Below are 26,861 nucleotides of genomic sequence, written 5' to 3'. Positions count from 1 at the left end.
ATTTATGTGGAAAAAACTAAAAAATATTCACTATATGTTTCATATTGCTTTAGTTTTTATTGTCTTTCCAATAGCGGGTGTCATCGGTGGGGACTACTCGCTTTTGCTCTTGTTGTGGACAGTATTTTTTATCGGAGCTTATTACAATCTTCTACTCGATAATCATCCGTTTCATCAGTGGCTGTCTTGGTGGATAATGATTGCCTACATTTTTTATAGTTCTATTTGGCTAAATCCAAGTTTTGTTTGGTACATCTTTTATCTATCAAATCTACTAATCTATCACTTTAATGAAATTCCATTTAAATCTTGGCGCTTTTGGACCTTTTTTACCTTACAGCCAATCATTCTGTTTTCTATTTTTCTGAAAAATCCGAGTGATTTATCCTATCTGATATTTTTGATTGCGACCTTTTTATTTGCTGATTTATTGACCTTCGGATTGTATCGCATGCAGGTGGCTGAATTGCTTCAGGAGGAAAAAAGAAAGCAGAATGCTCAACTCAATCTGTTCCTAGCTGAAAATGAGCGCAATCGTATTGGACGAGACCTACATGATAGTCTAGGGCATACATTTGCTATGCTCAGTGTCAAGACAGAATTAGCACAACAGTTTCTTCAAATGAAATCCTATGAGAAAGCTGGTAAAGAATTGCAGGAAGTGCATGAAATTAGCAAGCAGTCTATGGCAGATGTGCGACGGATTATTGATAATCTAAAAACACGAACCTTGGATGAGGAGTTAGTGACTATTCAGGCTATGCTGGAAATGAGTGGGATTCAGGTACAAGTACAGCGTCAACTCAATATTGCTAGTATCGCACCAAATATTCAATCAAGTTTAAGTATGGTTTTACTAGAATTAGCAACGAATATCATCAAGCATGCTCAGGCAAGCAGTTGCCAAATTCATTTGTATTCTGAAAAAAATCGGTTAATTACAGATGTTGAGGATAATGGGAAAGGTTTCAAAATTGTCACAGGAAAAGAGTTGCATTCCATTCGGGAGCGTGTGGAAGCATTGTCTGGACAAGTAGAGGTTTTAAGTTATAAACAGCCAACTATGATTCGAGTAAACTTACTAATGGAGGGATACAAATGAAATTGTTAGTAGCTGAAGATCAAAGCATGCTACGGGATGCTTTGTGCCAATTGCTAGAAATGCAATCAGATGTGGAAACAGTTCATCAGGCTTCTAATGGGCAGGAGGCAATGGCCTTGCTGCAATCTCAAAAGATAGATGTAGCTATTTTAGATGTGGAAATGCCTAAGCAAACAGGGCTGGATGTGTTGGAATGGGTCAAGGTGCAGCAGTCAACCGTCAAAGTCGTTATTGTCACCACATTTAAACGTCCTGGTTACTTTGAGCGAGCGGTCAAAGCAGATGTAGATGCCTATGTTTTAAAGGAACGCAGTATTGCTGACCTCATGAAAACAATTCATACAGTATTAAAAGGGCAAAAAGAATATTCTCCTGAACTAATGGAAGCCATGATGACGAGTAAAAATCCCTTGTCCAATCAGGAAATTTTGGTTTTGCAAGCAGCAGCAAGAGGTCTGTCTAGTAAAGAAATTGCTCAAAAGCTTTATCTATCAAATGGCACTATCCGCAATTACATGTCAAGCATTCTAACGAAATTAGCAGCGGAAAATCGATTAGAAGCAGTTCGAATTGCGCAAGAAAATGGCTGGATTTAGTAAAGAGATTTAAAAAAACTTAAGCAAACTTATGGAGTGTTGCAACTATCGTTTCTGTTTGATAAACACTTATAAGTATGCTATAATCTTGGAAAAAGAAGATAGGAGTTTCATATCATGTTATTTTTAGTAGTACCAATTGTTGTTGTCGTACTCATTGTTATTCTTTTTAGTTCCTTATATGTTGTTCGTCAACAGTCTGTCGCGATTATAGAACGTTTTGGGAAATATCAAAAACTCAGTAATAGCGGGATTCATTTGCGTTTGCCGTTTGGTATTGACCATATCGCAGCGCGTGTACAATTGCGCCTCTTGCAAAGTGAGATTGTGGTTGAAACTAAGACACAAGACAATGTATTTGTCATGATGAACGTTGCGACACAATACCGTGTCAATGAAAATAACGTAACAGATGCTTACTATAAATTGATTCGCCCAGAAGCTCAAATCAAGTCTTATATTGAAGATGCATTGCGTTCATCTGTTCCTAAATTGACCTTGGATGAATTGTTTGAAAAGAAAGATGAAATTGCGCTTGAAGTCCAAAAGCAAGTGGCAGAAGAAATGTCTACTTACGGTTATATCATCGTAAAAACCTTGATTACAAAAGTTGAGCCAGATGCAGAAGTCAAGCAATCAATGAATGAAATCAACGCTGCCCAACGGAAACGTGTTGCTGCGCAAGAATTAGCTGAAGCTGACAAGATTAAAATTGTGACAGCCGCAGAAGCAGAAGCTGAAAAAGATCGCCTTCATGGGGTTGGTATCGCCGAACAACGGAAAGCAATTGTAGATGGATTGGCAGACTCAATTAAGGAATTAAAAGGTGCGAATGTTGAAATGAAGGAAGAACAAATCATGTCCATTCTTTTAACCAACCAATATCTTGATACATTGAATAATTTTGCAGATAATAAGGGAAATAATACAATTTTCTTACCAGCCAATCCTGACGGAGTAGAAAGTATCCGAACGCAAATTTTATCAGCTCTTAAAGCAAAATAAAGAATATTCTGAATTGTTTTATTCATCAAAATAGACAGCCTTTTCCATTGACAAAACAAACAAAAACCTTTACAATATTTAGTTAGAAATAATAAAATAGGAGAAGGAAATGGCTAAATCTAACTTTGAAAAAGTAGAATCAGTTGTTAGCTGGGTTCGTGATAAAAAAATTACGGGTTATCGTATCAGTAAAGAAACGAACGCTCGTGAAATGTCTATCATTGCCCTTGCTCAAGGCCGTGCTAAAGTGAAAAATATTTCATTTGAAACCGCTCTTGGATTGATTGATTTTTACGATAAAAACCACGAAAAGTTTGAAAACTAATAGTTGTATTTTTAGCAGGCTATCAGCCTGCTTTTTTTGTTTGCAATTGTAAAACATTATAATTTTATATGGAAATAACAAATAATTATAAAGCAGAAAGTTTATTTATTCGATTCCTATCTAATTCTTTAGAATGAATATTTTTACAGAAAAATGATAAACTGCTTTCTACAATACAATCTATTTTAAAAAATATTCTTAAAAATTAGAGTTTTATTTTTAACAAGAAAATGTTCTAATGAATGTGTATTCAAACATTCTGTTTTGTTTGAATAAAAATTAGTTTTTCAATTGACTTCTTAAAGATTTTGAAGAGAAAATAAAGACGAGACTGGGACAAAAGTCCTTAACCTCGTCAGATTTGTATGAGTTTCTTGCAAGTCGCAGTGGTTGAGTGGGTTCTATGCGGTTGATAAATCAACCTTTACAGCCCTACTCAACTGTGTGGGGCTGTAAAGGTTGTGGATTATCGTAAGTAACGTTGTAAAAATTCTTTTGTGCGTTCTTTCTTAGGGTGAGTGAAAATGTCTTCAGGTTTGCCTTCTTCAGCAATGATGCCTTGGTCCATGAAAATGACACGATTGGAGACATCACGCGCAAACTCCATTTCGTGCGTGACAACAATCATGGTTAAGCCTTCTTGAGCAAGGCCTTTCATAATTTTAAGTACTTCACCGACCATTTCAGGGTCAAGCGCTGAGGTTGGCTCGTCAAATAAAATAGCATCTGGGTTCATGGATAAGGCGCGTGCAATAGCAACCCGTTGCTTTTGTCCGCCAGAGAGTTGTTTTGGTTTGGCTTGCCAGTAAGGTTGCCCCATACCAACTTTTTCAAGATTTTCTTTGGCGATTTTTTCGGCCTCTGCTCGTTCTCGCTTGAGAACAGTTTTTTGTGCGACAATGGTATTTTCAAGAACATTAAGGTTTTCAAAAAGGTTAAAGCTTTGGAACACCATACCGAGTTTTTCACGGTAATGAGTGAGGTTATAGTTTTCTTCTAGTACATTTTCACCACGGTAAAGGATTTCTCCGCCACTTGGCTCTTCAAGGAGATTGATAGAGCGTAAGAAAGTAGATTTTCCACTACCAGAGCTTCCGATGATAGAGATGACTTCTCCGGAGTGGACGGTAAGGGAAATATCTTTTAAGACTTCATTTTGTCCGTAGGATTTTTTAAGATGCTTGATTTCTAAAATGGTATCACTCATGCCTTTACTCCTTTCGTTTGCATTTGATTAGCGCCCGTTGTGTAATCATCTGTGTCAAAACGCCGTTCTACATAGCGGAGAATGCGTGTTACCGTAAATGTTAGGACAAAGTAGATAACGGCAATAATCGTAAAGGTTTGGAAATATTGGTAAGTTTGGGTGGCAATCGTATTTCCTGAGAAATAAAGTTCAACAACGGAGATAACATTCAGTACGGAAGTATCTTTGATATTGATGACAAATTCATTCCCTGTAGCAGGTAGAATATTGCGCACGACTTGAGGAAGGACAACTTTGCGCATGGTTTGGTTATGTGTCATTCCCAGAGCAGTTGCGGCTTCAAATTGCCCCTTATCAACAGCAAAGATTCCTCCGCGGACAATTTCACTCATATAAGCACCCGTGTTAATGGAAACGATAAAGATGGCTGCGATTGTACGATCAATGGAAACTCCAAATGCCTGTGCTGTTCCGTAGTAAATAACCATAGATTGAACAATCATAGGTGTTCCACGGAAAATTTCGATGTAGACATTCAGGAACCAACCGAATAAAGTTTGTAAAAGAGCGAGAGCTTTATTTTTGGCTGTAGGAGCGGTGCGGTAAACACCGATTAAGAGACCAATGATGAGCCCTGCAATTGTACCAGTAATGGAAATGAGAAGGGTTAAGCCAGCTCCGCGCAGAAATTGGGGCCAGTTGTCTTTCAGAATCTTTGTCACTTGTCCAAAGAAAGTAGTTTTATCTTTGCTGGTGTCAGTTTCAACAGGTTGGTTTTGAATCATCTTGTCCATTAAAGCGACTTGGTCTTTGTCACTGATTTTAGCGATAGCAGCATTGACTTGTTTTAGGCGATTGTCGTTTTTGCGCATTCCGATTGCAATCGTAGCATCCTCTTCATTAACTTCAAAACCTTTTTTGAACTGAATCATTTTAAATTTTGAATTAGCGGATTCTGCTGTGAGGGCTTCGGGACGTTCAGAAATGTAGCCGTCTATCACTCCTGACTCAAGTGCTTGGCGCATTTGAGCGAAGTCGCCCATTGCAGTTTCTTGCTTAGCACCTGTCAGTTGGGAAATCAAATTGTAGAGGTAGACACCTTGTTGAGAGGTGATTTTTGCTCCTTTGAAGTCCTTCAACGTTTTTGCATTAGCATAAGCTCCGTCTTTGTTGACCAATACCACAGGCTCACTGGTATAATAACTATTGGAAAATGCGATTTCCTTTTTCCGCTCAGCGGTTGGACTCATTCCAGCGACAATCATATCTAATTTACCTGATGTCAATGCAGGAATCAATCCATTCCAAGAAGTTTTGACCACTAACGGTTTTTTGTCCAATGCTTTTGCGACTTGTTTGGCGATTTGGACATCGTAACCGTTAGCATATTGATTGGTGCCTTCGATTTTGACGGCACCATTTTTATCGTCATCTTGCGTCCAGTTGAACGGTGCATAAGCCGCTTCCATTCCGATTCGCAAGTATTCATCGGCTTGAGCTCTATTTGCAAATCCGAAACTAAGCAGCAGAAGTGCAAATAGAGATAAGAATAATTTCTTCATATTTTCTCCTCATCTAAAAATAGCTTCTTTTTATTGTACCGAAAAATGACATGCTTTTCAATATTGGGGAAACCCTTGCTTAAAAAATGGTATAATAAAGGCAATCAGTATAAGGAGATTACTAGATGAAAAAGTTTTTTTGGAGTATCATAATTTTTTTCTCATGTTTGTTCTTCAGTCAACGAGTCTTGGCGGTGAGTTATGATATTGAATCCTATAAAGGCAATTTACAGATTCATTCTGATAATACAGCGACATTTGTTGAAACAGTCACTTACCATTTTTCAAGCGACTACAGAGGACAAATCATTACTTTGGGGACGTCTGGTAAAGTTCCTCTGGGCTTTGACGTGGAAGGAAAGCCGACGATTCTAGCTTTAAGAAATGGACAACCAAAAACGGATATTACTGCTGTTCAGGAATACATTGCGGGTGGTTATAAATATAAAATTTATAATGCCGGTAATAAAGGAGACCGTGTAACCATTACGGTTACTTGGAAGTTGAAGAATATGTTGTTTGTCTACAATGATATTGTAGAATTGCACTGGATTCCAATTAGTGATTGGGATAAAAAGTTAAACAATGTAGAATTTCGGATTACTCCTCCAGCTACTTCACAACAGACCGAATTGTATGCTCACACGGGTTATTTTATGAAGCCAGCTCAAGTGACACGAGAGGGAGATAGCTATCTGATCCGTGTCGCTAGTATTGCTAAAAATAGAAATTTAGAATTTCATGCATATTGGGATCGATCGCTAGTAACTGTTCCTGAAAATAGTTTAGCTGTTACAAAACGCAATCGGTTGCAAGAGTTTCGTCAAGTTGAAAAGGAAGTTGCCACCAGTACAAAAAAATACCAGAGATTAGTAGACTGGGACTTACCACTTGCTTTGGTATTGGTTGGTCTAATTAGTTTGGTTTTTTACATTATTTTTCATCTTAGAACAAAATCCCGTGTAACGTTTCCTAAGCGTGCTCGTTTGTATGAAATACCGCAAGATTTGCCACCAATGGTCATTGCTTCCAATGTTTATTCGGTAGATTTGACAGAATTGGATCCGACTGAGCGACAAGCTACATCTCTGAAATTTGAAAATCTTGTCCAAGCTACTTTATTAGATTTGATTGATCGAGGCAATCTTGTTTTTACAGACGATACGAAGCAACCAAGGCTGCAAAGAGTGACGGATAAAGGTTTATCGGGTTTTGAAAAAGAATTTTTAAAAATGGCTATGGGCAACAACCAGCAGCTTCTTGTAAAAGAGCTATTTTCAGACTTTAAAATTGATAAGAAAGTGTATAACAGAGGTGAGGAAGCTGTCCGTAAAGCGGGCAACAGGGTAAAAAATCTCTTAAAATGTTATTTGAAGAATATTACAGAAAATGTGCATGAGATTATTGAGCGGGAGCAATTGCCAAATAATTACCGCCCAGTTGCTAAAAAGGAAATCTTGTATTTATATCTTTCAATCTCCTTGATGGCACTTATTATGGTTGCTTCTCTTGGCGTTTTGGCTTGGATTTTCTTGGAGTATGGACTCGTATTTTATCAATTTGTAGTTAGCATCTTCATTTCTGGCAGAATGCTGTATTACCTTTTGAGAAAATGCAAAATGGTGAAACGTGATGGAGTCCTAAATGAAGAAGGTGCTGAAAACTATTATTATTGGAAGAGTTTTGCCAATATGCTGCGTGATATTGCTCATTTAAAGGACACAGAAGTTGACGGAGTCATTTTATGGAACCGATTATTGGTTTATGCTACTATGTTTAATTGTGCTGATAAGGTGACCAAGGCTATGAAGCTACGTAAAATCACAATTGACAATCCGTCTATGAATGCTTTTGTTTATCAGGATATGTCGTATACCTTTCATACTAGCTCCCACGCTTTTGTTAGTTATGGCTCAGAAGCCAATTCAGCTAGTAGCTTCACTGTTTCATCAGGTGGTAGCAGCGGAGGCGGCTTCACTGGTGGAGGTGGTGGAGGTGGAGGCGGTGCTTTTTAAAAAGTGCCTCTATTCTCTCACTTGAAATTATGCTATAATGAAACAAATCAACCTTAGGAGAAGAACATGTTTATCATTGAAATTTTAAAATCCATCATCTTTGGGATTGTGGAAGGAATTACAGAGTGGTTGCCTATTTCTAGCACAGGTCACTTGATTTTGATACAGGAGTTTATCAAGTATAAAAATCAGAATACTGCCTTTATGGAAATGTTCAATGTCGTTATCCAATTAGGAGCAATTTTAGCAGTTGTAGTGATTTATTTTGATAAATTAAATCCGTTTAAACCGGGAAAGACAGCGCATGAAGTGCAGAAAACATGGCAATTATGGGCAAAAGTAGTGGTTGCGGCTGCACCTGCTGCTATTATTGGTTTGCCTTTAGATAGTTGGTTTGATGCTCATTTTTATAACTTCATTTCTGTTGCTTGTATGTTGATTATCTATGGTGTTGCTTTTATTTTACTGGAAAAACGTAATAACAACGTAGAACCGACAATTACCAGCTTAGATCGCTTGCCTTATAAAACTGCTCTCTACATTGGGTTATTTCAAGTATTGTCGCTTTTCCCAGGAACAAGTCGTTCAGGAGCAACCATTGTAGGTGGGCTTTTGAATGGGACCAGTCGTTCTGTGGTGACAGAGTTCACTTTCTTTTTGGGAATTCCTGTCATGTTTGGTGCCAGTGGTTGGAAGATTTTGAAATTTATTATCAAAGGAAACACACTTGGATTTGGGCAGTTCTTCTTGCTGCTTGTAGCAATGGGTGTTGCATTTGGGGTTAGTCTCTATGTCATTCGCTTCTTGACAGACTATGTGAAAAAGCACGACTTTACGATCTTTGGGAAATATCGTATCGGACTCGGTGTTTTGCTTATCGTGTACGGAATCTTTAAAGCTATTTTTTAAGTATTCAAAACTCAACAGTTTTTGTTGAGTTTTTTATTGGTAAAAGAAAATGAGGTTGTCTATTTTTTGTAAAAAAACCGAAATTTTAGTATAATGAAAAGACTAGAAGTATGAGGTAATGCGATGGAAATGAAGCAAATTAGTGATACAACGATTAAGATCACAATAAAATTAGAAGATTTAGAAGAACGTGGAATGGAGATGGCAGATTTTCTCGTTCCGCAAGAAAAAACAGAGGAATTTTTCTATGCGATTTTAGATGAGTTGGAAATGCCAGAGAGCTTTTTAGATAGCGGTATGCTCAGTTTTCGTGTAACTCCTAAACCAGACCGACTGGATGTTTTTGTCACCAAGTCTAAGATTGATAAGAATTTGAACTTCGATGATTTGGCAGATTTACCAGATGTAGAAGAGCTGTCTCAAATGTCTCCAGATGAATTTTTAAAGACATTAGAAAAAAATATTTTTGAGAAAAGTAAAGACGATATGGAGGCTGTTCGTTCTTTGGAAACGGCGGAAGCAGACGATAACACAAGCACTTCTGATATGGAAGAGTCAGAGGAAAATAGTGATGAGCTTACGCAAAAATATATCTATTACATTTTGAAATTTTCCAGCCTGAAAGAAGCAATTGTTTTTTCTAAGACAGTAGATTATGCTGTCAATACTTCGGAGTTGTACAAAATGGACGATCACTATTATTTGACAATTCTGGTTGATATTGAGGGACACCCGAAGCGTTATCCAGCTTGGCTCCTTGCCTCTATGCGTGAACATGCAGAAGACACAGATGTGACGAGAGCTGTTTTGCAAGAACACGGTTACTTATTGCTTGTCAACGAGGCGGTTGCCAGTCTTCAAAAGGTTAAATGCTTATGATTCCCTTCCCTTTAAAATTCATTTTGGTGTTGCTTGGAACCTTTTTCATCGGTGTGATTCTCACGCCTTTGGTGCGTCTATTGGCATTTAAGATAGGTGCGGTTGATTATCCAAATGCACGAAGAATCAACAAAAAGCCGATGCCAAGCAGCGGCGGTTTAGCTATTGTCATTGCTTTTTCGGTTGCTACACTTGTTTTTATGCCGATGATTGTGCAAGCGACCTTTCATGGAAAGGGGTATTTTGATTATATTTGGCCGGTTGTCTTAGGAGGCGGCATCATTGCTTTAACAGGGCTTATTGATGATGTGAAAGAGTTGAAGCCTTTAGCAAAGATGTCAGGAATTGTGTTAGCTGCTAGTTTGATTTGGCTATTGACGGATTTCCGTTTGAATCATTTTAAAATTCCTTTTGGCGGGCCGCTACTACACTTTGCTCCTTGGCTATCTTTCATTTTGACGGTTATCTGGATTATTTCGATTACTAATGCCGTCAATTTGATTGACGGGTTGGACGGATTAGTGAGTGGTGTATCCATTATTTCGCTGGTGACAATGGGGATTGTTTCCTACTTTTTCTTGCCAGATCACAATGTCTTTCTAACCTTAACTATTTTTGTCTTGGTCATGTCTATTGCAGGCTTTTTCCCTTATAATTATCATCCAGCTATTATTTATCTAGGAGATACAGGAGCGCTGTTTATCGGTTTTATGATTGCAGTTTTATCACTTCAAGGTTTGAAGAATGCGACAGCTGTCGCTGTGATTACTCCGATGATTATTCTGGGTGTGCCGATTACAGATACCTTTTTAGCGATTGTCCGTCGAACTTTATCTGGGCAAAAGTTTTACACACCAGACAAGCGACATCTTCATCATCGGCTGTTATCCTTGGGCTTAACACATCGTGGGACAGTCTTGGTTATTTATGGCATTTCTATGATTTTTGCCATGATTTCTCTTTTGCTAAATGTTTCGAGCCGTATCGGTGGGACGCTGTTAATTATTGGACTACTTTTTGGAGTGGAACTTTTGGTAGAACTAATTGGTGTTCTGGGTCAAAATCGGACACCACTCCTTAATGTTCTTCGGTTCATTGGAAATTCTGCTTATCGAGTAGAAATCAAAACAAAGTTCAGAAATAGAAAAAAGAAGTAGACTCGCACTTAAACAAAATCAAAGCCTTTTTGGCTTTTTTTTGCTATACTGGTAAGGTAGATTATGGATATGAAGAAAGGAAAGTTTGCCATGTCTGTGTTAGAAATCAAAGACCTCCATGTAGAAATTGAAGGAAAGAAAATCTTAAAAGGAGTCAATCTGACTCTTAAAACAGGAGAAATTGCAGCCATTATGGGACCAAACGGTACGGGGAAATCCACCTTATCAGCAGCGATTATGGGAAATCCAAATTACGAGGTAACCGAGGGAGAAGTTCTCTTTGACGGTGTCAATATCTTAGAATTGGATGTGGACGAACGAGCTCGCATGGGGCTTTTTCTGGCTATGCAGTATCCAAGTGAAATTCCAGGCATTACCAATGCAGAATTTCTGCGTGCAGCTATGAATGCAGGTAAAGAAGACGACGAAAAAATTTCTGTTCGTGATTTCATCATGAAATTGGACGAAAAAATGGAACTACTCAATATGAAAGAAGAAATGGCAGAACGTTATCTAAACGAAGGTTTTTCTGGCGGTGAAAAGAAACGTAATGAAATCTTGCAGTTGCTCATGCTAGAGCCGACTTTTGCACTACTGGATGAAATTGACTCTGGACTAGATATTGATGCACTGAAAGTGGTGTCTAAGGGCGTCAATGCTATGCGTGGTGAACATTTTGGTGCTATGATTATTACGCACTATCAACGTCTGTTGAATTATATTACGCCTGATGTGGTCCATATCATGATGGATGGGCGTGTAGTTGCTTCTGGTGGTCCGGAATTAGCTGTTCGTTTGGAGCAGGAAGGTTATGCCAAATTGGCTGAAGAACTTGGTTTTGATTACCAAGAAGAAGTCTAGTCAACCTTTCTTTTTACTTAGAAAAGATAGGAGAATGAAATGACAAAAGAAACCATTAAACATTTTTCACAAATGCATGCGGAGCCTGAGTGGTTGGCAAATCTCCGTCAAGCTGCCTTTGATAAAATAGAAGAGTTGAAATTACCAGTTATTGAGCGGGTGAAATTTCACCGCTGGAACTTGGGAGACGGCACGCTGTCAGAAAGTGAAACTCTTACAAATGTACCTGATTTCACAGCGCTGAATGACCATTTGACATTGGTTCAGGTTGGAACACAGACTGTTTTAGAGCAATTGCCGACTGAACTAGCGGAGCAAGGAGTTATCTTTACAGACTTTTACACTGCTCTTGAGGAAATTCCAGAAATCATGGAAAAGTATTTTATGTCTTCAGTTAAATATGATGAAGATAAGCTGGCAGCCTACCATACAGCTTATTTCAATAGTGGAGCGGTGCTCTATATTCCAGATAATGTTGAAATCAATCAGCCCATTGAAGGCATTTTTTACCAAGACAGTGAAAGTGATGTACCATTTAATAAGCACATTCTAATTATTGCAGGGAAACACTCCAAGTTTACCTATTTAGAGCGCCTGGAGACCTATGGTTCTGGGACTGTTCCCGTGACTGCTAATATTACGGTGGAAGTGATTGCACAGGCTGGTGCTCAGATTAAGTTCTCAGCTATTGACCGTCTGGGGGAAAATGTGACAGCTTATATCAGTCGTCGGGGCAAGTTGGACGATGATTCAATGATTGACTGGGCAATCGGAGTCATGAATGAAGGCAATGTGATTGCTGATTTTGACAGTGATTTATTTGGGCGCGGAAGTCATGCAGATATGAAAGTGGTGGCTCTCTCTCGTGGTAAGCAGATTCAGGGGATTGACAGTCGCGTCACCAATTACGGCTGCAATTCGATCGGCAATATCCTCCAACATGGAGTGATTTTGGAAAAGGGAATGTTGACTTTTAACGGAATTGGTCACATTATCAAGGGAGCTAAGGGGGCAGATGCGCAACAGGAAAGTCGAGTGCTCATGTTGTCTGACAAAGCACGTTCAGATGCTAATCCTATTCTTTTGATTGATGAAAATGATGTCACAGCAGGGCATGCGGCTTCTATCGGTCAGGTAGATCCAGAAGATATGTACTATCTTATGAGTCGAGGGCTAGATCAGGCAACGGCAGAACGGTTAGTCGTGCGTGGTTTCTTAGGTTCTGTTATCGTTGAAATTCCAGTCAAAGAAGTCCGTGCTGAGATGATTGAAACTATTGATGAAATTTTGGCTAAGAAATAAAAGATAGGAAAAGAAATGTCTAAACTTGATGTAGAAATCCTTCAGAGGGATTTTCCAATTTTGGATCAAATCGTCAATGATGAGCCCTTGGTTTATTTGGACAATGCGGCTACAACCCAAAAGCCTACGCAGGTATTAGAGGCGATTGCAGCTTATTACGAGAAAGACAATGCCAATGTTCATCGTGGTGTTCACACACTAGCAGAACGGGCAACGGCAGCTTATGAAGCTGCGCGGGAACGAGTGTGCTCCTTTATCCATGCCGCTTCAACGAAAGAAGTTCTCTTTACGAGAGGAACGACGACTGGGCTTAATTGGGTGGCGCGTTATGCCGAAAGTGTCTTGCAGCGAGGCGACGAAGTGCTGATTTCCGTTATGGAGCACCATTCCAATATCATTCCTTGGCAGGAAGCCTGTAAGAAAACAGGTGCTAGATTGATTTATGCTTATCTGAAAGACGGTATGTTAGATCTCGCTGACTTTCGGTCGAAATTGACTGAAAAGACGCGATTTGTTGCTTTGGCGCATGTTTCTAATGTACTAGGTGTGGTGAATCCCATAAAAGAAATAGCAGAGTTAGTGCACCAGGCAAATGCTCTTTTAGTGGTGGACGGAGCTCAATCAGTTCCTCACATGAAGATTGATGTACAAGACTTGGACGTTGATTTCTTTGCATTTTCAGGTCATAAGATGCTAGGTCCGACTGGTATCGGTGTTCTCTATGGCAAAGAAGAGCTACTTGAGCAAATGTCGCCTGTCGAATTTGGTGGGGAAATGATTGATTTTGTCTATGAACAAGAAGCGACATGGAAAGAACTACCTTGGAAGTTTGAAGCAGGCACACCCAATATAGCTGGTGCTATAGGTCTAGCTGTCGCCATTGACTATCTGGACAAGATTGGAATGGAAACAGTTCATCAGTATGAGCAGGAATTGATAGCTTACGTATTTCCAAAATTACAGGCTGTTGAGGGGCTTACCATTTATGGTTCGGAGGACTTGACTCAGCGGTCGGGTGTTATTTCTTTTAATCTAGCTGGGCTTCACCCTCATGATGTAGCAACAGCTCTGGACTATGAAGGCGTGGCTGTACGGGCTGGACATCACTGTGCTCAACCTTTGTTGAGTTACCTAGGAGTGGCAGCAACTGTTCGGGCTAGCTTTTATCTGTATAATACCAAAGCCGATTGCGATAAGCTCGTTGAAGCTTTACAGAAAACAAAGGAGTTTTTCGATGGCACTTTCTAAATTAAATAGTCTTTATAAAGCAGTTGTGACGGACCATTCAGCTCACCCTCATCATCAAGGTCGTTTGGATGGAGTGGAGCAAGTGAATCTCAACAATCCTACGTGCGGTGATGTCATCAGCCTGTCGGTTCAATTTGATGAGCAGGGCATGATTGAAGATATTGCGTTTGTGAATTCTGGTTGCAGTATTTCTACAGCTTCAGCCAGTATGATGACGGATGTAGTCCTAGGGAAGACAAAGGAAGAAGCGCTAGCTTTGGCAGAAATCTTCTCCCAAATGGTGCAAGGTAAGGACGATGAGCAGCAAAAGGAACTAGGAGACGCAGCTTTTTTGGCTAGTGTTGCTAAATTTCCTCAGCGTATTAAATGCTCAACCTTAGGCTGGAATGCTCTTAAAAAGGCAATTGAGGAAGCTGGAAATTCTGAAAAGTTGAGTAAATGAAGCTAAAATAAATAAGCTGAGACAAAAGTGCTCAGCTTTCTTTGTTTATATCGTTAGCATTACAGACGCAGTAGCTAATTGCTAAAAGCACTGCGTTGAGGTTACGGATAGAGCTTGAAAAGCAAGTCTCAAGGCGATTTGCTTTTCAAGCTTGGAAGAGTACTTTTGACGAAAACTTTGTTTTCTTTATCTGCCACCTCAACAGTCTCTCAGGCTATTGAGCAACCTTGTGGGAATGAGACTACAAACTAAAAATTTTTGATTTTGAGTTTTGTCACATTCCCAATTACTATTGAATGAGCTATAATATGTTCTATATCAACTTTTACAGCCTATTTGTCATCAAGTTACATTTGCTTATTTCCAACCTCAAAAGGTTCCTCAAGTCTTTCGAGCTATGCGGAGATGAACGATGAAATCAAGCTTCTACGAAATACTGATTTCTATTTCGCTCGTTTATAATTTTTCATTGACATATTGTACGAATTCATTCCACCATGATTTGAGGAAGAAAGGACGACCAATTTTCTCCGCTGAAAGCATGGAAATAGTTGGTGGCTTCTTGTCAAGATAGCCTTTTCCAATCAAATCATTATCAGTATAGGTCAATTTCCCAACAACGACACCCTTTTTTAAAGGAGTGGGATAACCGTTTTTATCAGTTGTAAAATGAACAGTCGGTTTTTTATGATTGTATCTCCGCACAATGGTGAGTTTTTCACTAGCAACAGCAGTGACTTCATCTTTTTGCCCGTTAATGATGCGGGCAGAGCTTTTATTGTAGGCTTCACCTTTTTTCACAAGAGTTTGGACTGTGAATTGTTGATAAATATAGGTCATAAATCTAGTGGTAGCCGTAAAGCGGGCATTCTCATCCTCATCTGCATGATCAACATTGAGGAGAACCGTAATCAAACGCATCCCTCTTTGCTGGATTGTTCCGACAAAGGAAGAGCCCCCTTTATCAGAAGTTCCAGTCTTGAGGCCATCTACTCCGGCTCGAAAGGTGGGCATGTTTTCGAGCATGTGGTTGGACGATGTAAGCGTCATGCCTGCAAAGTTAGACGTAGCTTTTTGGGTGATTTCTAGAACTTCTGGGTAATCAAGGATTAAACGCCGAGCAATAATGGCAACATCATGGGCACTCATTTTATTTTCGTCTTCTTTTTCCGAACCAGGATAAATATGTTCTTCTCCTAAAACAGAATTATTCAGCCCAGAAGCATTGACGATAGTAGCATCTTTGATTCCCCATTGTTGCAATTTAGCTTTCATCAAATCCACAAATTTTTTCTCACTGCCAGCGACTTTTTCAGCCAAGGCAATTGCTGAGCTGTTGGCACTTACTATTAAAGAAGTTTCTAACAATTCTTCGACAGTATATTTTCTAGCTTCCAAAGGAACGTTACTGGTGTCCGGATTAACGGTTAGTTGATAAGGGTAGTCAGAAATATCTACGGAAGTTTGTAAAGTGAATTTTCCTTGATGAATTGCTTCATAGACTAAATAGGCTGTTAGTAGTTTAGTAATAGAAGCAATTTCAACTGGCTGATTAGCATCTTTTTCATATAAGATTTTTCCAGTTGCAGCATCAACTGCAATAGCATGCTTAGCACCTACTTCAAAGTTGTCCGCTAAAACTGTAGGAGCTAGGAAGATCAAGAGAGTCGTTACAAGAGTAATAATAAATTTTTTCATGGTCATCCCTTTTTTGTAAACTTATTATTATTGTATCATAAAATAAAGAGAGCTTCATAGAAAAGGGAGGAAATAATAAGAGAAAAATATGATTCATTTTTATTTTTAAAGCAAGTTCTGGTATAATAGATAGGATAAGAGACGAATAGAGGAAAACATGAAATTTACAGAATTTAAGTTTAAAGATTACATTCAAGAGGCACTCAAGGATTTGAACTTTGTTGAGGCGACAGAAGTACAGGAAAAACTGATTCCAGTTGTCCTTGCTGGTCGGGACTTGGTGGGAGAGTCCAAGACAGGTTCAGGGAAAACACACACTTTCTTACTGCCGATTTTTCAAAAACTAGATGAAGGCACAGATAGTGTTCAGGTCGTTATTACAGCTCCTAGTCGTGAGTTGGCTAGGCAGATTTATCAGGCTGCACGCCAAATTGCTGCTTTTTCTGATAAGGAAATTCGAGTTGCTAACTATGTCGGTGGAACTGATAAAAATCGTCAGATTGGGAAATTGAGTTCCAGTCAACCACATATTGTCATTGGCACACCAGGACGCATTTATGATTTGGTCGAATCAGGTGACTTAGCCATTCATAAGGCGAATACCTTTGTAGTAGATGAAGCAGATATGACCTTGGATATGGGCTTTTTAGAAACAGTGGATAAGATTGCGTCCAGTTTGCCGAAGGATTTGCAATTTCTGGTCTTCTCTGCGACCATTCCGCAAAAATTGCAGCCATTTTTAAAAAAATATCTATCCAACCCGGTCATTGAGCAAATCAAAACCAAAACGGTTATTTCAGATACTATTGAAAATTGGCTGATTTCAACAAAAGGACGTGATAAGAATGCGCAGATTTATGAAATCACACAGCTCCTACAGCCTTATCTAGCTATGATTTTTGTCAATACTAAGACACGAGCGGATGAATTGCATAGCTATTTGACAGCGCAAGGTCTCAAGGTGGCAAAGATTCATGGGGATATTGCACCGCGGGAGCGAAAACGGATTATGAATCAGGTGAAGAACCTAGATTTTGAATACATTGTTGCGACAGATTTAGCTGCGCGGGGAATTGATATTGAAGGCGTTAGTCATGTCATTAATGATGCGATTCCGCAAGATTTGTCCTTCTTCGTTCACCGAGTGGGACGAACTGGCAGAAATGGTCTATCGGGAACAGCCATTACACTTTATCAACCGAGCGATGATTCAGATATTCGTGAGCTGGAAAAATTGGGCATTCACTTCATTCCTAAGATGATCAAAAACGGAGAATTTCAAGATACCTATGACCGCGATCGTCGTGTCAATCGTGAAAAAACGCAGGAAAAATTGGACACGGAAATGATTGGTCTGGTTAAAAAGAAAAAGAAGAAAATCAAACCGGGCTATAAGAAAAAAATCCAGTGGGCTGTCAATGAAAAACGCCGTAAGACAAAAAGAGCTGAAAATCGCGCACGCGGTCGTGCAGAAAGAAAAGCGAAACGTCAAAGTTTTTAGTCTTAAAATTTCTTTATCACTCTCATAAATAAAAACAATTATTCTTTATAGAACGAATGTGATAGACTAGTCTTGCTAGTCTATTTTTATCGTAGCAAATAATTGGTGAAATAAAAAAATTGTGATAGAATTAGACATTATCGAGAAAGGGAAGTTACTATGATTGTTACAACGGCGTTTTTAACCTCTAATTGGTATCAAGAATTGGTTCAGAAGATTCCAGACGGACAGCTTTTTAGCTGGCGCTCTGTGTTTGACGGACTACCAAGAATTATCGAAAAATTACCAACAACACTACTATTGACCTTGGGAGGAGCTTTTTTTGGATTGATGTTGGCTCTCATTTTTGCTGTTGTCAAAATCAACCGTGTGAAAATTTTGTATCCTCTGCAGGCCTTTTTTGTTAGTTTTTTGCGAGGGACACCAGTGCTTGTTCAGCTCATGCTGACTTATTATGGGATTCCTTTGCTTCTGAAGGCCATCAACTTGCGATTCGGTACGGGTCTGAATATCAATGCTATTCCAGCCTATCTATTTGCCATTGTAGCTTTTGCTTTTAATGAAGCGGCTTACGCTAGTGAAACCATTCGAGCGGCGATTTTGTCTGTTGATGCTGGAGAAATTGAAGCGGCTCGTAGTTTGGGAATGACAAACAGACAAGTTTACCGCCGTGTTATTATTCCCAATGCAGCTGTGGTTGCCACACCGACCTTGATTAACTCTTTGATTGGCTTGACCAAGGGAACTTCTCTGGCTTTTAGTGCAGGAGTTGTTGAGATTTTTGCTCAAGCGCAGATTTTGGGTGGTGCGGATTACCGTTACTTTGAGCGCTTTATCTCGGTTGCTCTTGTCTATTGGGGCGTGAATATTGTGATTGAAGCATTTGGGCGGTTTATCGAAAAGAAAATGGCGATTGAAGCGCCTGATAATCTCAATCCACAAATACAGGCGAAAGGAGATGTTCGATAATGATTCGTATTTCAAATCTCAGCAAATCCTTTTCTGGACAAATGGTTTTAAACAATCTTAGTTTAGAGATTCAAAAAGGAGAAGTGGTTGCTTTAATTGGTTCATCTGGTGCGGGGAAATCCACTTTCTTACGCAGTTTGAATTATCTGGAACAGCCAGACAGCGGCACGATTGCCATTGATGATTTTACTGTTGATTTTTCTACGATTAGCAAGGAAGAAATCCTAACCTTGCGACGAAAGTTAGCTATGGTGTTTCAGCAGTTTAATTTATTTGAGCGTCGGACGGCTTTGGACAATGTCAAAGAAGGTTTATTGGTTGTAAAAAAATTCTCAGACCAAGAAGCGACGAATCTTGCCAAAGAAGAACTGGCAAAAGTTGGTCTGTCAGACCGTGAAAATCACTATCCACGTCATCTGTCAGGTGGACAAAAACAACGTGTCGCTTTGGCGCGTGCGCTTGCGATGAAGCCAGATGTTTTGCTTTTAGACGAGCCAACATCAGCGCTTGATCCTGAACTAGTAGGGGAAGTTGAAAAATCCATTGCAGATGCAGCCAAGGCTGGTCAGACCATGATTTTAGTCAGCCATGACATGTCTTTTGTGTCTCAAGTGGCAGACAAGGTACTCTTTTTAGATAAGGGACACATCATTGAAATGGGTACTCCAGATGAAATAATGAACCATCCTAAAGAAGAACGCACAAAAGAATTTTTTGCCAGTTACAAACGGACATACATTTGATATAATAGAAAAAGAAGCCCAGTTGGCCTTGCTAGCTGGGTTTATTTTCAAGTTTGCGGCATTTGTTTTGAATGCCTTTAACAAAAATTAGGGAATAGAGGAGTGACTATGCTGTCTCGAGTTTTTTTACTCTATTTAGAGAGTTTGTTGATTACGGCACTATTGGTAGGGAGTTTTCTAGGATTATGGATTGGGCTTCGTGCTGTTCGGCGTGTTGATAAAACAATCAAAGATCGACAAGCTCATCTGTATGATATGCTATTGATTGCAGTGATGACGGTTCCGATTTTATCCTTTGCAATGATGGGGATTCTGCTTATCTTCAGAGCATAATGTTTGAAAAAAGAGCTTAATAACGTTAGAATAACAGTGATTACAATAAAGGAAGTAAATTTATGTACGACACAATTATTATTGGGGCTGGACCAGCAGGCATGACAGCTGCGCTTTATGCTGCTAGAAGTAATCTTAAAGTGGCTCTTTTGGAACGTGGCATTCCAGGCGGACAAATGAACAATACCTCAGATATTGAAAATTATCCTGGATATGCTAATATCAGTGGTCCAGAACTAGCCGAAAAAATGTTTGAACCGCTCGAAAATTTGGGAGTGGAGCATTTGTTTGGCTCTGTTGAAAAAATCGAACACCAAGGAGCAATAAAAAAAGTCTTTACAGAAGATGAGATTTTTGAAACCAAGACGCTTATTATTGCGACTGGAGCTGTTCATCGTCATCTAGGAGTTCCGGGTGAAGAAGAATTAAACAGCCGCGGGGTGTCTTACTGTGCAGTCTGTGACGGCGCCTTTTTTCGAGATGAAGATTTGCTTGTGGTCGGTGGAGGCGACTCTGCGGTGGAAGAGGCTGTATTTTTGACTCGTTTTGCAAAAACGGTGACGATTATTCATCGGCGCGATGAATTGCGAGCCCAAAAGTTACTGCAAGAACGTGCATTTGCCAATGAAAAAATTCATTTTATCTGGGATTCAGTTGTGAAGGAAATCAAAGGTGACAAGCGCGTTAGCAGCGTTATGGTAGAGAATGTCAAAACGGGTGAAATATCTGAACATGAATTTGGCGGTGTCTTTATCTATGTTGGTTTAGATCCAGTTAGTGAGTTTGCCAAAGATTTGGGCATTACCAATGAAGCAGGCTGGATTGTAACCGATAATCATATGAAAACGGCTATTTCTGGCATCTATGCTATTGGAGATGTTCGCGAAAAAGATCTTCGCCAAGTAACGACAGCTGTCGGTGACGGAGCGGTTGCAGGGCAAGAAGTCTACAAGTATATCACAGAGAATTTTTAGAGCGAAAGACCAAAATCATCTTGGTTCGTAGTCTCAGCCACGCAAGGCTTCTCAGCAGTCTCTCAGACTGTTTAGGTAGTGGATAAAAAACGAAGTGTTTGACAAAGGTATTCTTTCAAACTTGTAAAGCGAATGCCTTTAGACTTTCGTATCAGCCTCAATTGTACTCTAAATTGCCTAAGGGTAATAGAGTTTCTCCAAACGCACGATATAAACAAAGGAAGTTGAGCACTTGTCCCAGCTTCTTTTTGCTTAATAAAAACCCAGTAATGCATTGGAGGATTGGAAATGAAAGGGTTTCTTTTGATTTGTTCAATTCTCGTGCCCTCATAAATGACTAGTGAAATTGTCAGAATTGTGGTACAATAGAAAAGTTCATGTGAAAAGGAGGCTTCGTATGAGTGAAAAGAATTCTGAAAATAATAAAAATAAAATGGAACGTGGCTTAAAAAATCGTCATGTCCAAATCATTGCTATTGCTGGGACAATTGGAACGGGTCTCTTTTTGGGAGCAGGACGTTCGATTAGTCTGACAGGGCCGTCAATTATTCTCATTTACATGTTGACTGGCGTCTTTATGTATTTGATGATGCGGGCGATTGGAGAGATGTTGTATTATGATCCAGACCAGCACACATTTATCAACTTCATTACCAAGTATCTTGGGAATGGCTGGGGCTATTTTTCCGGTTGGTCCTATTGGATTTCTCTCATTTTTATCGGTATGGCAGAAATCACGGCAGTTGCACAATATGTCCAATTTTGGTTTCCGACTTGGCCGGCATGGCTGATTCAAATCGTCTTCCTTGCTGTTTTGAGTATGGTCAATCTGATTGCAGTCCGAGTTTTTGGTGAAGTTGAATTTTGGTTTGCCATGGTCAAGATTGTAGCGATTATTGCTTTGATTGTGACAGCGATTTTTATGGTGTTGACAGGCTTTAAAACGCCCAATGGTGTAGCCAGCATCAGCAATATCAGTCAAAATTTCCAATTATTTCCTAATGGTTTTATGAGTTTTGTCATGGGCTTTCAAATGGTCTTCTTTGCTTATCAAGCTATTGAATTTATTGGAATCACAACGTCTGAAACGGCAAATCCTCGGCAGGTATTGCCAAAGGCTATTAAAGAAATCCCCTTGCGGATCGTTCTTTTCTACGGTGGCTCTTTGCTTGCAATTATGGCGATTATCCCTTGGCGGGATTTAGCAACCACAGATTCTCCCTTTGTGATTGTTTTCAAGTTGGCAGGCCTTAAATGGGCTGCAGCTTTGATTAACTTTGTCGTATTGACTTCAGCTGCTTCAGCTTTGAACTCTACCTTGTATTCGACTGGGCGTAATTTGTATCAAATCGCACATGATTCACCTAATCGCTTTTTGAATGGAATCGGTGCTGGGAAATTATCCAGACAAAATGTTCCGCAAAACGCTATTTTGACCTCAGCGGTAGTGATTGCATTAGCTGCTTTTATTCAGGTGTTACCAGGAGTATCAGACTCCTTTGCTTTGATTACTGCTTCTTCATCAGGAGTTTATATTGCTATCTATGCACTCACTATGATTGCTCACCTGAAATACAGAAAATCAAAAGAATTTATGGCAGATGGCTATCTAATGCCAGCCTATAAGTTTCTCAATCCTCTTACTTTGCTCTTCTTTGCCTTTGTATTTATAACCCTCTTTTTACAAAAATCAACCGTTGTAGGAGCAATCGGTTCAGCTATTTGGATACTTGTATTTGGTATTTATAGCCAATTGAAATTTAAAGATAAATAATAATATAATAAAACCAAGGATAAATTTGCGACTTTTTTAAAGTTGTTCCAAATGCACCTTGGTTTTTAAGATGTTTTAAAACTGAAAATTTAAACAGCGCAATACAACAGAAAACTTGAGAATAGTTATTTAAACACCTAAAGTTGAACAAGATTTCCTCTTGCTCTTTTGATTTGTGGTATAATAAGTAAAAATATATCTTACAAGGAGTCGTTATGTATCCAGATGATAGTTTAACCTTGCATACGGATTTGTATCAAATCAACATGATGCAAGTCTATTTTAGAAGAAATATTCATAATAAACGAGCTGTTTTTGAAGTTTATTTTCGGAAAGAGCCCTTTCATAGTGGCTATGCGGTTTTTGCTGGTTTGGAGCGGATGGTTCATTATTTAAATCATTTGACATTTTCAGATAGTGATATTGCCTATCTTCGTTCTCTTGGCTATGATGAAAAATTTTTAGACTATTTAGCAAATTTGAAATTGGAATTAACAGTACGTTCTGCACAAGAGGGAGACTTGGTCTTTGCGAATGAACCCATTGTTCAAGTAGAAGGTCCTCTTGCTCAATGTCAATTAGTGGAAACTGCCTTATTAAACATTGTCAACTATCAAACCCTGGTAGCGACAAAAGCAGCTCGGATTCGCTCAGTCATCGAAGATGAGCCTTTAATGGAATTTGGTACACGCCGAGCACAGGAAATGGATGCGGCTATCTGGGGAACTCGTGCGGCAGTGATTGGTGGAGCAAATGGAACCAGTAATGTTCGTGCTGGAAAGCTCTTTGATATTCCAGTATTAGGAACGCATGCTCATGCTCTCGTCCAAGTCTATGGAAATGACTATGAAGCTTTTAAGGCGTATGCTGAAACGCACCATGACTGTGTTTTCTTGGTGGATACCTGTGATACATTCCGCCTCGGTGTTCCTGCAGCGATTCAAGTAGCGCGTGAAATGGGGGATAAAATCAATTTCCTTGGAGTGCGGATTGATTCAGGGGATTTGGCTTATATTTCTAAAAAAGTTCGCCAGCAGTTGGATGAAGCTGGTTTTCCAAATGCTAAAATCTACGCCTCTAACGACTTGGATGAAAATACAATCCTCAACTTAAAAATGCAAAAGGCAAAGATTGATGTGTGGGGCGTTGGAACTAAGCTCATCACGGCTTATGACCAACCAGCACTGGGAGCCGTTTATAAGATTGTGGCTATTGAAGATGAACATGGCAATTTGCGTAATACGATTAAGCTCTCTAATAATGTGGAAAAAGTATCAACACCAGGTAAAAAACAAGTTTGGCGGATTACTAGCCGTGCAAAAGGTAAGTCAGAAGGAGACTATATCACTTATGATGGCGTAGATGTGAATGCTATTGCCGAATTAGAAATGTTTCACCCAACTTACACCTACATCAATAAAACAGTGACAAATTTTGACGCAGTGCCTCTTTTGATTGATATCTTTAAACAAGGACAACTCGTCTATGAATTGCCAACCTTAACAGAAATCCAACAATATGCTCGCAAGGAGTTTGATAAGTTATGGGACGAGTACAAACGTGTCCTCAATCCGCAAGATTACCCTGTGGATTTAGCGCGTGATGTATGGCAAGACAAGGTTGATTTGATTGATCAAATGCGTAAAAAAGCGAACCAAATGGGAGAAACAAAATGACCTTACAAGAAACGATTATCCAGCAATTAGGCGTGAAACCTATCATTGACCCAGAGGAAGAAATTTGTAAATCCATTGATTTTTTAAAGGATTATCTTAAAAAACATTCTTTTTTGAAAACCTATGTTTTGGGAATTTCGGGCGGACAAGATTCTACTTTAGCAGGACGTTTGGCGCAATTGGCAATAGAGGAAATGCGTGCGGAAACTGGCGATGCTAGCTATCAATTTATCGCAGTGCGTTTGCCATATGGGGTGCAGGCTGATGAAGAGGATGCACAGCGAGCTCTTGCTTTTATCCAGCCGGATGTCAGTCTTGTGGTCAACATCAAAAAAAGTGCAGATGCTATGACAAAGGCGGTTGAGGCTACGGGAGCAACGGTCTCAGACTTCAATAAAGGCAATATTAAGGCTCGCAGTCGCATGATTGCGCAGTATGCTTTAGCAGGCTCTTATAAAGGAGCAGTGGTTGGAACGGATCATGCTGCAGAAAACGTTACAGGATTCTTTACGAAATTTGGTGATGGTGGTGCAGACATTCTGCCACTTTATCGTCTCAATAAACGGCAAGGTAAGCAACTGTTGGCTGCCTTGGGCGCTGATTCTGCCCTCTATGAAAAAGTACCAACAGCAGACCTGGAAGAAGAAAAGCCAGGCATTGCAGATGAAGTCGCTCTCGGTGTCACTTACAACGAAATTGATGACTATTTGGAAGGTAAAACCATTTCTGACCAAGCGAAAGCAAGGATTGAATCTTGGTGGCACAAAGGGGAGCACAAGCGTCATTTGCCGATTACAATCTTCGATGATTTTTGGAAATAAGCAGGAGAATTGTTCTGACTTATGTTTTTTAAAATACGTCGGTTACTAAAATCAGCTGTATAACAAAAAGTTAGGTGCGCCTAACTTTTTGTTTGAAGAATTTTGAAAATAAGATATAATAGTGTTTAGAATTAGAAGGAGGTATCTATGAATTCTATAGATCAACAATTTACAGATAAATTATATGCAAATTATGAAGCAACTGCTAAGTATGCTGCAATTGAAAATGCAGTTAGCCACAATGGTTTATTAACATCGCTTGAAAAGCGCAGCAGTGCAATTGAAAACAATCCTGTGTTTTCCATTGATTTAACTAAAGATAAAGTCAGCAATCAAAAAGCGTCTGGACGTTGCTGGATGTTTGCAGCGCTCAATACATTCCGTCATAAAATGATTGCAGGCTTTCAATTGGAAGAATTTGAATTGTCTCAAGCGCACACATTCTTTTGGGATAAATATGAAAAATCCAACTGGTTTTTAGAGCAAGTCTTAGCAACAGCTGACCAAGACTTAACCAGTCGCAAAGTGAAATTCCTCTTAGATACGCCTCAACAAGACGGCGGACAATGGGATATGGTTGTGGCACTTTTTGAAAAATATGGAGTTGTTCCAAAATCAGTTTACCCAGAATCCATTTCATCTAGCAATAGCCGTGAGCTCAACCAATATCTTAATAAATTACTCCGTCAAGATGCACAAATCTTGCGTGATTTGGTTACTAGTGGAGCAGATGCGACAGCTATTCAAGCTAAAAAAGAAGAGTTCTTACAAGAAATCTTTAATTTCTTAGCAATGTCATTTGGACTCCCACCTCGTACTTTTGATTTTGCTTATCGTGATAAAGATAACAATTTCCACAGTGAAACTGGACTAACACCACAAGCATTTTACAAAAAATACGTGGATTTTCAATTAGATGACTACGTTTCAATCATCAATGCTCCTACAGCTGACAAACCATACGGTAAATCTTATACAGTTGAGATGTTAGGAAATGTCGTAGGAGCACGTGATGTCCGTTATTTGAATGTTAATATGGAGCGTTTGAAAGAGCTGGCTATTGCTCAAATGCAGGCTGGAGAAACTGTTTGGTTTGGTTCTGATGTCGGTCAATCTAGCAACCGTAAAGCGGGCGTTATGGTTAACGACATGTACGATTTCACATCCAGCATGGATATTGAATTGACACAAGATAAGGCAGGACGTTTGGATTACAGCGAAAGTCTCATGACCCATGCTATGGTCTTGACAGGTGTTGATTTGGATGAAAATGGAAAATCAACAAAATGGAAAGTGGAAAATTCTTGGGGCGATAAGGTTGGAGACAAAGGTTATTTTGTTGCCAGCGACGACTGGATGGACGAGTACACTTATCAAATCGTTGTCCGTAAAGAATTTTTAACAGCAGAAGAACTAGCTGCTTATGAAGCAGAACCAAAAGTACTTGCCCCATGGGATCCAATGGGAGCTTTGGCTAGCAAATAAGAATAAAAAAGAAGCAGGATAAAGCTTTGAGACTTAATGAAAATCAAATTGCAAACTAAGAGATGAGTCGTAAGTAGATCAAAAGAGGAGCTTTTGAGATCGCAGATGAAACTGACGAAGTTTGAAGAGATTTTCATAAGGTATAAGACTGCTTCATGGTGATTTCATCAGGAATTGAAATATTAAAAACACGAACAATCTTATAGTCAGTTATTTACTAGTCTTGATTGTTCGTGTTTTTTAATTTTTACAAAACTCTGATTTGAAGGTGTTAACT

General features: G+C 39.3%; 24 protein-coding genes. 21 read left to right on the top strand and 3 right to left on the bottom strand.

Annotated elements, in window-relative coordinates:
• Nucleotides 1-4 precede the first annotated feature (4 nt).
• The 4 genes from HMPREF2574_RS04445 (at nt 5) to HMPREF2574_RS04430 (ending at nt 3,028) form a co-directional block, all read left to right on the top strand.
• Nucleotides 5-1,102 carry a sensor histidine kinase gene (locus HMPREF2574_RS04445; RefSeq protein WP_024052144.1) on the top strand — a complete coding sequence of 366 codons (1,098 nt, stop codon included), beginning with the start codon at nt 5-7 and terminating at the stop codon, nt 1,100-1,102.
• Entirely contained in the window at nt 1,099-1,698 is a 600-nt protein-coding gene (locus tag HMPREF2574_RS04440; protein ID WP_024052143.1) for a response regulator transcription factor, read from the top strand. Before HMPREF2574_RS04445 ends, HMPREF2574_RS04440 begins: the two co-directional genes overlap by 4 nt.
• 117 nt (nt 1,699-1,815) lie before the next feature.
• On the top strand, nt 1,816-2,703 hold the full coding sequence (locus HMPREF2574_RS04435) for an SPFH domain-containing protein (RefSeq protein WP_024052142.1): 888 nt from the start codon (nt 1,816-1,818) through the stop codon (nt 2,701-2,703).
• Between the two features lie 109 nt (nt 2,704-2,812).
• The gene (locus tag HMPREF2574_RS04430) at nt 2,813-3,028 is read left to right on the top strand and encodes a capsule biosynthesis transcriptional regulator (RefSeq protein WP_003025899.1); all 216 of its coding nucleotides are present in this window, start codon (nt 2,813-2,815) and stop codon (nt 3,026-3,028) included.
• A gap of 466 nt (nt 3,029-3,494) precedes the next feature.
• Here the strand turns inward: HMPREF2574_RS04430 and HMPREF2574_RS04425 are convergent, their stop codons facing one another.
• Nucleotides 3,495-4,235, bottom strand: coding sequence for an amino acid ABC transporter ATP-binding protein (locus tag HMPREF2574_RS04425; RefSeq protein ID WP_024052141.1), 741 nt, complete (start codon nt 4,233-4,235; stop codon nt 3,495-3,497).
• The gene (locus HMPREF2574_RS04420; RefSeq protein WP_024052140.1) at nt 4,232-5,797 is read right to left on the bottom strand and encodes an ABC transporter substrate-binding protein/permease; all 1,566 of its coding nucleotides are present in this window, start codon (nt 5,795-5,797) and stop codon (nt 4,232-4,234) included. The genes HMPREF2574_RS04425 and HMPREF2574_RS04420 overlap by 4 nt, the downstream gene beginning before the upstream one ends.
• A gap of 125 nt (nt 5,798-5,922) precedes the next feature.
• On the opposite strand from HMPREF2574_RS04420, the gene HMPREF2574_RS04415 reads away from it, so the two are divergent.
• The 8 genes from HMPREF2574_RS04415 (at nt 5,923) to sufU (ending at nt 14,610) form a co-directional block, all read left to right on the top strand.
• Nucleotides 5,923-7,812, top strand: coding sequence for a DUF2207 domain-containing protein (locus tag HMPREF2574_RS04415; RefSeq protein ID WP_024052139.1), 1,890 nt, complete (start codon nt 5,923-5,925; stop codon nt 7,810-7,812).
• 66 nt (nt 7,813-7,878) lie between these two features.
• A complete protein-coding gene (locus HMPREF2574_RS04410) occupies nt 7,879-8,721 on the top strand; it encodes an undecaprenyl-diphosphate phosphatase (RefSeq protein WP_024052138.1) in 843 nt (280 codons plus the stop codon).
• Between the two features lie 123 nt (nt 8,722-8,844).
• On the top strand, nt 8,845-9,600 hold the full coding sequence (gene mecA, locus HMPREF2574_RS04405) for an adaptor protein MecA (RefSeq protein ID WP_024052137.1): 756 nt from the start codon (nt 8,845-8,847) through the stop codon (nt 9,598-9,600).
• Nucleotides 9,591-10,757 (top strand): glycosyltransferase family 4 protein, encoded by a 1,167-nt coding sequence (locus tag HMPREF2574_RS04400; protein WP_070241544.1) that lies wholly within the window; start codon nt 9,591-9,593, stop codon nt 10,755-10,757. Before mecA ends, HMPREF2574_RS04400 begins: the two co-directional genes overlap by 10 nt.
• Nucleotides 10,758-10,847: 90 nt before the next feature.
• Nucleotides 10,848-11,618, top strand: a complete 771-nt coding sequence (gene sufC, locus HMPREF2574_RS04395) for a Fe-S cluster assembly ATPase SufC (RefSeq protein WP_003025885.1) — start codon at nt 10,848-10,850, stop codon at nt 11,616-11,618.
• 39 nt (nt 11,619-11,657) lie between these two features.
• The gene (sufD, locus tag HMPREF2574_RS04390; RefSeq protein WP_070812220.1) at nt 11,658-12,920 is read left to right on the top strand and encodes a Fe-S cluster assembly protein SufD; all 1,263 of its coding nucleotides are present in this window, start codon (nt 11,658-11,660) and stop codon (nt 12,918-12,920) included.
• A 15-nt stretch (nt 12,921-12,935) separates the two neighbouring features.
• Nucleotides 12,936-14,168 (top strand): cysteine desulfurase, encoded by a 1,233-nt coding sequence (locus HMPREF2574_RS04385; protein WP_024052134.1) that lies wholly within the window; start codon nt 12,936-12,938, stop codon nt 14,166-14,168.
• Nucleotides 14,155-14,610, top strand: a complete 456-nt coding sequence (gene sufU, locus HMPREF2574_RS04380) for a Fe-S cluster assembly sulfur transfer protein SufU (RefSeq protein WP_024052133.1) — start codon at nt 14,155-14,157, stop codon at nt 14,608-14,610. The genes HMPREF2574_RS04385 and sufU overlap by 14 nt, the downstream gene beginning before the upstream one ends.
• 456 nt (nt 14,611-15,066) lie before the next feature.
• Here sufU and pbp3 read toward each other — a convergent pair whose 3' ends face one another.
• Nucleotides 15,067-16,308 carry a D-alanyl-D-alanine carboxypeptidase PBP3 gene (gene pbp3, locus HMPREF2574_RS04375; RefSeq protein WP_024052132.1) on the bottom strand — a complete coding sequence of 414 codons (1,242 nt, stop codon included), beginning with the start codon at nt 16,306-16,308 and terminating at the stop codon, nt 15,067-15,069.
• A 157-nt stretch (nt 16,309-16,465) separates the two neighbouring features.
• On the opposite strand from pbp3, the gene HMPREF2574_RS04370 reads away from it, so the two are divergent.
• From HMPREF2574_RS04370 to pepC, 9 genes are all read left to right on the top strand, one after another.
• On the top strand, nt 16,466-17,809 hold the full coding sequence (locus HMPREF2574_RS04370) for a DEAD/DEAH box helicase (protein WP_070241546.1): 1,344 nt from the start codon (nt 16,466-16,468) through the stop codon (nt 17,807-17,809).
• Nucleotides 17,810-17,968: 159 nt separating this feature from the next.
• The gene (locus HMPREF2574_RS04365; protein WP_070812219.1) at nt 17,969-18,778 is read left to right on the top strand and encodes an amino acid ABC transporter permease; all 810 of its coding nucleotides are present in this window, start codon (nt 17,969-17,971) and stop codon (nt 18,776-18,778) included.
• Nucleotides 18,778-19,521, top strand: coding sequence for an amino acid ABC transporter ATP-binding protein (locus HMPREF2574_RS04360; protein ID WP_024052129.1), 744 nt, complete (start codon nt 18,778-18,780; stop codon nt 19,519-19,521). The genes HMPREF2574_RS04365 and HMPREF2574_RS04360 overlap by 1 nt, the downstream gene beginning before the upstream one ends.
• Nucleotides 19,522-19,629: 108 nt before the next feature.
• Complete coding sequence (locus tag HMPREF2574_RS04355) at nt 19,630-19,854, top strand: DUF4059 family protein (protein WP_024052128.1); 225 nt, start codon at nt 19,630-19,632, stop codon at nt 19,852-19,854.
• Between the two features lie 62 nt (nt 19,855-19,916).
• Nucleotides 19,917-20,828: a thioredoxin-disulfide reductase gene (trxB, locus tag HMPREF2574_RS04350; protein ID WP_003025866.1), complete on the top strand. Its 912-nt coding sequence runs from the start codon at nt 19,917-19,919 to the stop codon at nt 20,826-20,828.
• Between the two features lie 397 nt (nt 20,829-21,225).
• Nucleotides 21,226-22,602: an amino acid permease gene (locus HMPREF2574_RS04345; RefSeq protein ID WP_024052126.1), complete on the top strand. Its 1,377-nt coding sequence runs from the start codon at nt 21,226-21,228 to the stop codon at nt 22,600-22,602.
• Nucleotides 22,603-22,817: 215 nt separating this feature from the next.
• A complete protein-coding gene (locus HMPREF2574_RS04340; protein ID WP_024052125.1) occupies nt 22,818-24,278 on the top strand; it encodes a nicotinate phosphoribosyltransferase in 1,461 nt (486 codons plus the stop codon).
• A complete protein-coding gene (gene nadE, locus HMPREF2574_RS04335; protein WP_024052124.1) occupies nt 24,275-25,099 on the top strand; it encodes an ammonia-dependent NAD(+) synthetase in 825 nt (274 codons plus the stop codon). The genes HMPREF2574_RS04340 and nadE overlap by 4 nt, the downstream gene beginning before the upstream one ends.
• 147 nt (nt 25,100-25,246) lie before the next feature.
• A complete protein-coding gene (pepC, locus tag HMPREF2574_RS04330; RefSeq protein WP_024052123.1) occupies nt 25,247-26,584 on the top strand; it encodes an aminopeptidase C in 1,338 nt (445 codons plus the stop codon).
• Nucleotides 26,585-26,861: the final 277 nt, after the last annotated feature.

The organism is Streptococcus sp. HMSC034E12 (assembly GCF_001835915.1).
In the GTDB taxonomy this organism is placed as follows: Bacteria; Bacillota; Bacilli; order Lactobacillales; family Streptococcaceae; genus Streptococcus; species Streptococcus vaginalis.
Note: the sequence above shows the minus strand (reverse complement) of the source record. Positions and strands in the feature narration are given on the sequence as shown.